At 54.5% G+C, this 10,871-nt stretch carries 11 protein-coding genes and 1 tRNA gene; 4 read left to right on the forward strand and 8 right to left on the reverse strand.

Features of this window, described 5'->3' with window-relative positions; all coding sequences use genetic code 11:
• Window positions 1-30 precede the first annotated feature (30 nt).
• Window positions 31-1,464, reverse strand: a complete 1,434-nt coding sequence (locus AC2FLX_RS16795) for an NAD(P)-dependent oxidoreductase (RefSeq protein WP_480749064.1) — start codon at window positions 1,462-1,464, stop codon at window positions 31-33.
• 230 nt (window positions 1,465-1,694) lie between these two features.
• On the opposite strand from AC2FLX_RS16795, the gene AC2FLX_RS16800 reads away from it, so the two are divergent.
• Entirely contained in the window at window positions 1,695-2,498 is an 804-nt protein-coding gene (locus AC2FLX_RS16800; protein WP_496809900.1) for an undecaprenyl-diphosphate phosphatase, read from the forward strand.
• Here the strand turns inward: AC2FLX_RS16800 and AC2FLX_RS16805 are convergent, their stop codons facing one another.
• Window positions 2,499-3,482 carry a complex I NDUFA9 subunit family protein gene (locus AC2FLX_RS16805; RefSeq protein WP_496809899.1) on the reverse strand — a complete coding sequence of 328 codons (984 nt, stop codon included), beginning with the start codon at window positions 3,480-3,482 and terminating at the stop codon, window positions 2,499-2,501. It lies immediately after the preceding gene.
• A 212-nt stretch (window positions 3,483-3,694) separates the two neighbouring features.
• Here AC2FLX_RS16805 and AC2FLX_RS16810 point away from each other — a divergent pair.
• A tRNA-Leu gene (locus tag AC2FLX_RS16810) sits at window positions 3,695-3,781 on the forward strand.
• 468 nt (window positions 3,782-4,249) lie between these two features.
• Here the strand turns inward: AC2FLX_RS16810 and AC2FLX_RS16815 are convergent.
• Genes AC2FLX_RS16815 through AC2FLX_RS16835 form a run of 5 tightly spaced genes read right to left on the reverse strand, consistent with a single transcriptional unit; the run spans window position 4,250 to window position 9,042 of the window.
• Window positions 4,250-4,696: a hypothetical protein gene (locus AC2FLX_RS16815; RefSeq protein WP_496745744.1), complete on the reverse strand. Its 447-nt coding sequence runs from the start codon at window positions 4,694-4,696 to the stop codon at window positions 4,250-4,252.
• A 58-nt stretch (window positions 4,697-4,754) separates the two neighbouring features.
• Window positions 4,755-5,564 (reverse strand): maleate cis-trans isomerase family protein, encoded by an 810-nt coding sequence (locus AC2FLX_RS16820; RefSeq protein ID WP_496809898.1) that lies wholly within the window; start codon window positions 5,562-5,564, stop codon window positions 4,755-4,757.
• Window positions 5,565-5,579: 15 nt separating this feature from the next.
• Complete coding sequence (locus AC2FLX_RS16825) at window positions 5,580-6,746, reverse strand: M24 family metallopeptidase (protein ID WP_496809897.1); 1,167 nt, start codon at window positions 6,744-6,746, stop codon at window positions 5,580-5,582.
• Window positions 6,739-7,932, reverse strand: a complete 1,194-nt coding sequence (locus AC2FLX_RS16830) for a diaminopropionate ammonia-lyase (protein ID WP_480751695.1) — start codon at window positions 7,930-7,932, stop codon at window positions 6,739-6,741. The genes AC2FLX_RS16825 and AC2FLX_RS16830 overlap by 8 nt, the downstream gene beginning before the upstream one ends.
• A 3-nt stretch (window positions 7,933-7,935) precedes the next feature.
• Complete coding sequence (locus tag AC2FLX_RS16835) at window positions 7,936-9,042, reverse strand: amidohydrolase (protein ID WP_496809938.1); 1,107 nt, start codon at window positions 9,040-9,042, stop codon at window positions 7,936-7,938.
• Between AC2FLX_RS16835 and AC2FLX_RS16840 the strand changes: the two genes are divergently transcribed.
• Complete coding sequence (locus AC2FLX_RS16840) at window positions 8,953-9,180, forward strand: hypothetical protein (protein WP_496809939.1); 228 nt, start codon at window positions 8,953-8,955, stop codon at window positions 9,178-9,180. The two genes, AC2FLX_RS16835 and AC2FLX_RS16840, sit on opposite strands and share 90 nt — an antisense overlap.
• A gap of 21 nt (window positions 9,181-9,201) precedes the next feature.
• Window positions 9,202-9,651, forward strand: coding sequence for an Lrp/AsnC family transcriptional regulator (locus tag AC2FLX_RS16845; protein WP_480751692.1), 450 nt, complete (start codon window positions 9,202-9,204; stop codon window positions 9,649-9,651).
• A 242-nt stretch (window positions 9,652-9,893) separates the two neighbouring features.
• Here the strand turns inward: AC2FLX_RS16845 and AC2FLX_RS16850 are convergent.
• Window positions 9,894-10,871 (reverse strand): substrate-binding periplasmic protein (locus AC2FLX_RS16850; protein WP_496875479.1); only part of this gene is annotated, 978 nt, incomplete at its 5' end.

The following is a 10,871-nucleotide window of genomic DNA, read 5'->3' on the forward strand; positions in this document are numbered from 1 at the left end:
GATCCCGTTCTGGCTGGCCGTAGTTCAGCTCTATTCCGCAGCAACCGCGGCCTTAATGTTAAAACCCTCGATAATCGCGTTGGCACAGTCGCGACCATCTCGAATGGCCCAGACTACAAGCGAAGCGCCGCGAACGATGTCACCGACGGCGTAGACGCCGTCCATCTCGGTTGCGCCGGTCTGGAACGCAGCCTTGATCGTGCCCCAACGGGTCACGGGCAATTCGGGCTGGCCAAACAGCGTGGGCAGGTCTTCTGGCTCAAACCCCAATGCTTTGATCACCAGATCGGCATCTTCAACATAATCGGCGCCTTCGATCACTTCGGGTGCTTGCCGGCCCGAAGCGTCCGGTTGACCCAACCGCATCTTCTGAACCATTACGCCTGAAACCACATCGTCGCCGGTGAATCCCTTGGGCGCGCTCAGCCACTCAAACACCACGCCTTCTTCTTCAGCGTTTTGAACTTCGCGTTGCGACCCGGGCATGTTGGCGCGGTCGCGGCGATACAGGCATTTGACAGAGGTCGCACCCTGACGGATCGACGTGCGCACGCAATCCATTGCGGTATCACCACCCCCGATGACAACCACCCGCTTGCCATCGGCATTCAGGCGGCCGCTGTCGAAATCTTCGACCGAATCGCCAAAGCTTTTCCGGTTCGACGCCATCAGGAAATCAATCGCCTTTTCAATGCCCTGCAATCCGCTGCCCGGCATGGACAGATCGCGTGATTTATAGACGCCGGTCGCAATGATGATCGCGTCATGCGTTTCTTGGATTTCGGCGAACTTGGCTGCATCAACATCACAGTTCAGCACGAACTGTACCCCACTATCCTCAAGTAGTTTGTTGCGGCGCATCACCACGTTTTTTTCCAGCTTGAAGCCCGGAATGCCATAAGTCAGCAATCCGCCCGCGCGGTCATATCGGTCATAAACAGTCACCTGAATACCTGCCTTGCGCAGCATGTCAGCGGCGGCCAATCCGCCGGGACCCGCGCCGATGATACCGACGCTCTCAGTGCGCTCGACGCCCGGTTTTACCGGCTTGACCCAACCTTTTTCCCAGGCTGTGTCCGTGATGTATTTCTCGACCGAACCGATTGTAACCGTGCCGTGCCCGGATTGTTCGATCACGCAGTTGCCCTCGCACAGCCGATCTTGCGGGCAGATCCGGCCGCAGATTTCTGGGAACGTATTGGTGGCCTGACTGGTTTGATAAGCCTCTTCCAGTCTCCCCATTGCGGTCAAACGCAACCAATCGGGGATGTTGTTGTGAAGCGGGCAGTGGCTTTGGCAATACGGTACGCCGCACTGACTGCAGCGACTGGCCTGCTCCGCTGCTTTCTCGGCGGCATATTCCGCATAAATCTCGTTGAAGTCTTCCTTGCGAAGATCTGCAGCACGCTTTTGAGGCATGTCGCGTTCAATCTGCACAAATTTCAGCATCGGTTGCGTGGCCACGGGTAGACTCCATGATTTGGCTTGGTCGCGCCTGCATACGAAACCCCAATTGAAATTAAAAGTCAATTATGCTGACCTAATATAGAATTTATTTTTATGCCAGTCAGCTTTTCACAATAGCGTACCCTATTATTAGGTCCGTTTCGGATATAATTGAGTTCTTTCCTTTTGATACAAGACACTTATACCAGTTGGGTCAATGCAGACGAAACAACAGCTGAGCAGCACAAATGAGTCTATTTCACTTGGTTCTGGTGGCGGTCATTCAGGGGATCACCGAGTTTCTGCCGGTTTCTTCGTCAGGGCACCTGATTTTGCTACCGAATCTGACCGGGCTTCAGGATCAGGGGCAGACCATAGATGTCGCCGTGCATGTCGGAACGTTGGGCGCAGTGGTCCTTTATTTTTGGTCTGACGTTAAGGTCGGCCTGGCTGGTCTGCCGCGCGCGCTAACTGGCAACACGGACACGGCAGGCTCAAGGCTTGCAATGGGATTAATCGTAGCGACTATTCCGACTGTTGTTGCCGGCGCGGTCTTGCATTTCACGGGTCTCAGCGGTGCGCTCCGGTCGACGGCGGTTATCGGCTGGACAATGTTGCTTTTTGGTCTGTTGCTTTACTTTGTTGACCAGAAAGGCCCGCAGGAAAAGAATGCCGCTGATTGGGGGCTGCGCGACGCTTTGATCATGGGCCTGTGGCAAACGCTGGCTTTGGTCCCCGGCACGTCCCGATCCGGCATCACCATCACCGGTGCCCGGCAATTGGGCTATGTACGCGCGGAAGGTGCCCGCATTGCAATGCTCATGTCCATTCCAACAATCATTGCTTCGGGGGTTTTGCTGGGGGCAGAAGTCGCAGCCGACGCCAATGCTCAATTGGCCAGAGACGGCGCAATTGCTGCTGCGTTTGCTTTCCTTTCGGCGCTGTTGGCGTTGTCCCTGATGATGCGGTTTTTGCGCAGCACCACATTTACCCCATATGTGATTTATCGGGTCATTTTGGGCATGGTGCTGTTGGCGATTGCCTATGTCTGATCAGACTTCCAGGTTCTTGGCCGAGTTCTGAATGTCGTCGTATTGCCCGGATGGGCGGAACTTCCACAGGTATTCCGGCAAAACGGATTCCATCGGAGTCGGCTTTATGTCCAATTCCGCAAACCCGCGCGCGCCCTCGGAAACCACATTGTCGCGCCCCAGGTTCTTGAGCTGGTCGCGCGTCAGAATGTTGTTCGGAAACAGCTGAAAACTCACGAACTTGAGGATATCCAGCAACCCGGCCATGATCCGTGCTGCCCAGAAAGGCAGTCCGATTACAATGCGACGGCGATGAATTATTTCAAGCATTTGCACCATTAATTCGCGGAAACTTGCGGCTTCTGGACCACCCAACTCATAAACGCCCGCTCCAGCCTGACCCAGCACGCCTTTAACCGCAGCATGCGCGACATCGTCAACATAGACCGGCTGAAACCGCGTATCCGCGCCGACCAATGGCAAGAACGGTCCCATCTTGGTCATAGCAGCAAACCGATTAAAGAACTGGTCTTCGGTTCCGAAAACAACCGAAGGACGCAAAACAACGGCATTTGGCATGTGACGCAGGACGGCCTCTTCACCTCTGGCCTTAGTTCTGGCGTATTTACTGTCCGAGTCCGCATCCGCTCCGATGGCCGAGATATGAACCATTCGAGCCACACCCTGTTCGGCGGCGATACGGGCCACTCGTTCTGCGCCATCGATTTGAACCGCCTCGAAGCCGTTCTTTCCCATCTCGTTCAGAACACCAACGCAATTGACCACGGCATCCGCACCGCTCATCGCCGAGGCAACCGACGCATCATCCCGGATATTGCACAAAACCGGCTCGACCTGACCGACGGCGCCATAGGGTTTCACAAACATCGCCTCATTCGGGCGGCGGACCGCGACACGCACGCGCCACCCTTCGATCGCCATGCGCCGCGCGATATAGCGGCCAACAAATCCCGATCCGCCGTAAATCGTGACCAGTTTTGACATAGAAGGGCTCCTGTTGTCTGGGTCTTGATCCGATCTACCTTTCCTTCCCACATCAAACAAGGCGCAAAAACGCCGCGCGGCCACCATGACCAGGGTGGTTTCCAGTGTCTCGGAACTGCTTCGACCGATGGTGTCGAAAAAACTTTCAAAATTCGTTTCGAATCCCATTGACGCTGTTCGTCAGTCGGCTTAAACGCCCCCTCACGACACCTGCCCAGGTGGCGGAATTGGTAGACGCGCTAGCTTCAGGTGCTAGTGTCCGTATGGACGTGGAGGTTCGAGTCCTCTCCTGGGCACCATTTCTCTCCCCAATATTACTTATTACGATTTGTTTTCCAACGAAAACACTTACGGCAAATGACTTCCACCACCGAGTTTTGGGTTCTGTCGCAATCTTTGGTTCCACCTGTCAGACCGAGTGTCATTTTGGTACGCATGCTCCATATAACAGGAGCAGACCGAGACAATCTCATTCAAGGGTGCACACTTTCGGAAAGAAGTGATCGTGTACGCTGTTTTATTCGATCTCCGATACGGTGTGTCATATCGGGATCTGGAAGAAATCATGGCCGAACGTGGCGTTGAATGATGGCACACAAAGGGAGAGCAAACTCGATCTACGAGTGGCCCTGAAAATTGGGGCAGGTCACATCGACCAAATAGTCCCATAGGAATGCATGGCTGTTCTAGAGCGGCACACGTCGATCAGTTCAGTGTATTTGAGCAGCCTCATCTGACTGGTCGTATCCGTCCGATAAAGTCGCGTATCAATTTGGCGCGCGGTCTTGATGTTCTCTAAGCAGCCTTCTGAGTTGAATGGCGAACGAGCGGGCATTTTCAGCGCTCAGTCTTAGCGACGATTGTCGGGAGCTTGGCACATCGACTGAGCCGTCGAGGCTACGAGTAATGTAGCTCCAGTTGGGCGCGATGTTATCAAAACACAAAGCATCCCATGTTGCGGAGCCCGGTTCTATGATTTCGCCAAGATCGTCGCAAGCCTGTTCAATCAGATTGCTCCATACGGCTAGCTCTTGGAACAAGCAGCGCTCCCGGGCGAGGTTTGGGTTTGCAGCAATGCCAAGTTGTTCGCCCATGCAGGTGTAGTAAGGCACATCAAAACACTGGTGCTCCGCATGTTGATAATCAAACAAACAAGCGCTTAGCGCTTGCGTTTCTCGCTGACCTGCACTGTCAGCCCATGCAGGGTCCGCCAAGGTTACGCCCATGGTGAGCAAGCAAAGCAGTCTTACTATGCGCGCATACGGCATCGCTTCACATGCCTTGCTTGTACGACCAAGGCATCAATGCATCTGCCCCGTAGGAAAAGATCTGCCCAAATCCTTCGATTCTGTCCTCGATTCCCACGCGGCGCAGGCAACTCCAGAAATGAGCCTGATTGCTTGTCAATACAGGTTTTCCGGTTGCTTGTTCAATCTCTTCGATGACCTCCAGAGAGCGAATACCGCTGCATGACAGAAAAATTACGTCGGCGTCGGGTTGGTCAATCTCACAAGCGAACTTTTTCCAATAGGCCGGTGTCACCCTGCCGAAATCCAGTCCTTTCGCCAAGTTCAACCCCTGAATGTCCAACAGATCAAACCCTTTTCGGACAAGAAAGTCGGCCTCAACTGTGTTGATCTCGTCAAGATAGGGGGTGCCGACTACGATCCGTTTTGCCCCCAATGCTCTGAGGGCATCAACCACACCGGTTACCAAACACATGGGTTGCGCCCATGGCGCGCCTTTGCGGATTTCTGCAAACACCCGTTCCTCGCCATTCACGATAGAACCACTGGTGCAACAATAGCTAACAACGCTTGGCCGGACATCGGGTTGTAGCCGCGCCGCCGCTTCGGCCATGTGGTCAATGTGACGTGCAAGTGTTTCGTTGGTCGTATGATCCTCTGTCTTCAGGCGCGTTATATGAACGCCGACACCTGCCGGGGCCATCGCGAACAGATCGGCTTCGCAGGCCAGATCTGTGGACATTAGGATGAAACCCAGACTGGCGCGATGATGCCTGCCCAAATCCATCTCCGGCGTACGGGCCGCAGATTGGATAAACGTGCCGGGAGTGTACATGGCTTGTTGTCTCGTTCAGATGATCGGCAGTTTCGATGGTGCGCGGGTTGTCAGTAATTCTGGCCCTGATGCTCGGATTACGATGTTTTCTTCGTGCACCATGATTTGCCCATTGCCATAACCAAGCGAAGGTTCCAGCGTCAGCACCATGTTCTCTTCCAAAACGGTTTCGTCAAAGGCCGCGTGCGATGGCCACTCGGTCAGTTGCATCCCCAGACCGTGTCCCAAGCGCCCGACGTCCCCGCCCTGATCGTCCATCTCACGAATGACCGACTGCATTGCATTGAACAAATCCCGGCAGGTCGCCCCGGGACGCGCAGCATCCATGCCGGCCTCGGTTGCGCGCCACAAGACATCATAGGCCTGGCGCGAGAGTTCGTCTGCCCGTCCAATGGCAAAATTCCTGTCGAAATCGCAGAAGTATCCATCCCAGGTTGAGCCGGTATCCAGCATCAGGATATCGCCTGTCTGCAAAGGCCGTGTTGAAGGCGGCGAAATAACGTCAGCGTACCCGCCCTGATCGGCGCCTCCGACAAGATAGGGAACATCATCGACACCCTGCAACAGCGCCTCGCGCCGGAAGGCGCGAAAGACGTCGTCCAGTGGCATATTTTCCTGTACGATCTCGGGCACCCGAGCGAATGTAGCCGAGGCTAGTTCACAAATATAGCTGAGCTTTTCAATCTCGGCCTCGCTTTTGACTATTCTCAGCTTGCGTATGAGGCTTGTTGCATCGCCGATTTTCAGGCCTGGCAGGCCACCCATCAACCGTTCAAAATCACCGAGAGGCATACGAAGATGTGTTTCGTGACCTTTCATGATGCCAATGGCCGCTTCTGACTTGGCCAACGGGGTCAAAAGGTCGGTCAACAAACTTATACCGTCGTCCCCCGGTGCAGGGGCGCTCCATGTACGGATGTCGTCGATCCACGTCGTTCGCATAAGGGCCGCCCCAATCTCGGGGATGACAGCGATTGGCTTGCCAGTGGCAGGAACGAAAAGGAACCACGGGCGGGTTGGGCTTTGCCAGAACAGGGTATGAAAACCACTGAAATACCGGACCTCAGGCTCGGTCGTGAGCAAAAGACCCTCTAGGCCTTGCCGCCCCATCAAGGCCTGCGCCTTGTTTGTCCGGATGGCAAACTCGTCGGAATCAAATCCACGCTTGGGTTGGTCACGCATCTTCGGTTTCCGCCATGATGGCTTGGAAGATCGCTGGGTCCGTTACTCCTTCGGACCCGATCAAAAGGACAGTCGAGCTGGCATCCAGACCAAGTTCACTCGACAGTGCAGAACTTTGGCGCGCGGCGATCAACGCGGCCAGCCCCGCCACGGCGCTTTCCCCCGCTTCGATTGCCGGGTCTTCACAAGGCGGGCGCGCCAAAAGACGAACTGTCGGCGCCACAATGCTGTCCGGGATCGTAATGAAATCCGACGCTTCTTCGGCAAGGATTTCCCATGCCATTTCAGAAGGCTCACCGCAAGACAAACCAGCCATAATGGTTTCTTCCGCGATTTGCACTGCTTTCGGCACCCCCGCGCGTGCACTTTCGAAAAGGCAAGCGGCCAGTTCTGGTTCGACAATGACGACGCGAGGCGAATGCTCGCCCCAGTACTGCCTCAGGCTGGCGGCGACCGAGGCCGCCAGGCCACCAACCCCACCTTGCAGAAATACATGTGTTGGCGGTGCCTCCAGAGCTTCGCAAAGCTCGCGCATCATGACGCCGTACCCAGCCATGACATCACGTGGAGGTTCGGAATATCCAGGCCAGGACGTGTCCGAGACCACGAACCAGCCGTTTTCCTCTGCTTCTTTTCGGGCCAGATCGACCGACGCGTCATAGTCACCGTCGATCCGGATCACCTGAGCACCGAAATCGCGCATCGCCTGCGCTCTGCCCTCGCTTACCTCGGCGTGGATATAGATACGACAAGGTGCGCCGAACCGCTGGCAGCCCCAGGCAAGAGAGCGGCCATGATTGCCGTCGGTAGCCGAAACCAAAGTGATAGCGGCGCAGTCATCTTTGAACTGCCCATTTCTTATGTCACCCAGAGTAACGTTGGTTCCTTTCAGCCGGGCCAGTTCCCGCTGAAGGACACGCATCGCGGCATAAGACCCGCCGAGAGCCTTGAAACTGCCCAATCCAAACCTCGGTCCTTCGTCTTTATAGTGAATGGAACCAACACCAATCTTTGCCGCCAGCCCCTTGAGCGAAATCAATGGTGTTGCCCGATACCCATCCCACTGCGTGATTTCGTCGACCGCGCGCGCAAAATCCTGCTTGGAAATGACACGCAATCCGGCATCACCCTGTCTACGCGCCGTAGAATGGTGGCCCAGTTCAGCTGTCAGAAACTCTCTCATCATCGTTCAGTCTTTCTGTCTTGCAGGCAACCGGTGTCGTACCAATTCCGCCCAAAAGCGCGCTCCGATTGGTAGCAACGCATCGTTGAAGTCATAGTCATCAGAATGAAGCGGTTGACCATTGGGGCCACTCTCACCATTTCCCAACAGCATGAAGCAACCGGGCACAGCAGAGGCGAAGTGCGCAAAGTCCTCGGAAAAGCTCATTGGTGTTCTATCTGGAATCGTTTCCATCCCAAGTTTTTGCGCCACTTGCACCACAGCGTTTGTAGGTTCGGGCGCGTTGAAGGTTTCAACGAAATCGGTGTCAAAGGACATTTCGACGGAAACACTATGCGCTGCTGCGATCCCTTCGACAATTTGGCGCATGAAACCCGCGATTGCTTTGCGATCCTCTGGAGCTCGGGTTCGCACATCGCCCTTCAGAACTGCGTTGCCGGGCAGGACATTGCGCTGACCATCGGTTATGAACTCGGTCACGGAAACGACCGCGCCCGCCCCGGGCGCCATTTTACGTGAGACGATGGTCTGCATCGCCTGCACTATCTCGACGCCGACCACAATTGCATCCACACCCACCTGCGGCATCGACGCGTGGCCGCCCTGACCTCGGATCTTGATTTCAAACAGGCTTTCGCTGCTGCAGATTAAACCGGAACGGGTAGACAATTGGCCAACAGGAGCACCCGGTAGATTGTGGATTGCATAGATCTCTTCGATGGGGAAGCGTTCTAAAACCCCTTCTGCGATCATTTTTTTTGCGCCAAGGCCATGTTCTTCGTTCGGTTGGAACAGAAAGACCACAGTGCCGTCAAATTCGGCGTCGCCTGCCAGTAGCTCGGCCGCCCCAAGAAGCATCGCCATATGACCATCATGACCGCATGCGTGCATCACGCCTTCTGTCAGGGAAGGGTAACTATGGGTCGACCGTTCGGTGATCGGCAGGGCATCCATATCGGCGCGCAAACCTATGGCGCGATTGCCGGTTCCACTTTTTAGAACGCCTACTACGCCGGAGCCGGGATGCACCTCGATCCCCAGTTTCTTCAAATGATCCGCGACAAATGCTTTGGTTTTGGTTTCGTGAAAACCAAGCTCAGGGTGCCGATGCAAATGACGCCGGACTACCTTAGACCGCTGATGAAAATCCGACATATAGCCCTCCTTGCGAGCTACAAATTAGTCGCATTACTAGGGTTTTGGGCGTTGAAAATCCTCAGGACCGTACGAAATTTATTGCCTTTTTATTGATATTGTACTTTTTTAGTAAGAATGGATGACAAGGACCTCAGCATCTTAAAGTTGGTTCAGGCCGACGCTAGGTTGACCGCCGAAGCAATCAGTCAAGACGTCGGTCTTTCGCCCCCGGCAGTGCAGAAACGCCTGAAACGATTGAGAGATTCCGGCGTTATCGAGCGTGATATCGCCGTACTTTCACCTGCAAAGGTCGGCCGCGAATTGACTGTTATCGTCGACGTGATACTGGAGAGAGAAAGTCGCGCGCATCTGGATGCGTTCAAGCGAAAGATGCGGAATACGCCGTTGGTACAACAATGTTATTACACAACTGGGGAAGCCGACTTCATACTCATCCTGGCCGTCAAGGACATCAAGGAATACGAAGTGTTCACTCAGGAGCACTTCTTTGATGAATCTAATATCAGCCGCTTCAAGACGTCTGTCGTCATGGACAGGGTCAAGGTCTCGCTTGACGTTCTTTGAGTTGGGAAAAAGCCAGAAACGAAAGAAGCTGGCATCCCAAAATGCCAGCTTCTTCAGAGTGAGTGGTTCGGCGCTTTGCCGGACCGGGGAAATTCTATTGATAACATTAGGCTAAAGCCCACCTTTCTGATATTAGGGGTTTCCCGTAGGATCGGGATTTTTTGCATTTCCTAAACGCGAAAATGCGTGCAAAAAAGGCCGGTCCAAAGACCGGCCCATGAAAATATTCGATTTGAGAGTGGTTAGTTCGATGCTGCGTTCAGCTTTTCGTTTTGCTCACGCAGGCTGTCCGAAATGATCGCGTACCACTCGCCGGACTCGCGCATTTCGTTCAGGCCCTTGTTCATCATGGCAATATACTCACGCGCGAACGGGTTAGTGCGATGAGCAAGGAAGCTCATCGACGACAAAGTGGATACATACGGGTTCTCAACGATGTCAGCCGAGGTCAAACCCATGTCGCTCATCGTCGATGCGAACAGATCAACTTCAAAGGCTGCTACATCTGCTGTACCAGTCAATACGGCATCAAGGCAGTCGCGAGCCGAATTGGGCTGAATCACGGTCGTGTTTTCGCGGTTCAGTCCCTGTTCTTCCAACACCACCATACTCCAACCTGCCATACGGCATATGGTTGCTCCTTTTAAGTCTGCAAAGTCTGTTGCACTTGCGTACTGGCTTTCTGGTAAAGTATAGAAGCCGCCGACAATGTCATATACTGGAACAGAAGCGACAAATTGCGTACAACGTGCTTCCGTTTCTGCAGACCACTCATATGAGCGGTTAGTGCAATCCGGTACCGTCCACGCGATCGAAATATCAAATGCACCGAGCGGTAAGAGGGTGTCCAAATGCGCGCTCCAGTCATCCACGAAGCTGACCGAATAGTCGCGGCTATTGCCAGCACGCTGAAGGCTGGTCGTTGCCAGACGGGTCATGATGCCACCACCGCTCAAGGCTTCAGTCGTGAATGGTTCCCATCCGTTGCCCGCCACCATCTTGATCGGCGGCGCGTAGACATTCGAGCGCTTGACGCTTGCTGCACGCTTTTCTTCTGCCGCGATCAACTCCTGTGCGCTCTGGCCATTGGGCAGACTGCCGTCCTCACAAGGCAAGGCCAGCACCAGACCTGATTTCAGGTCGCCAGGGTTGTCGATCGCGTTCCGGTTAGCGTTAAAGATCGGCTGATAGTTAGAAGTTCCATATGCCGCGATCGAGAT

The organism is Ruegeria sp. YKSF57 (assembly GCF_059612585.1).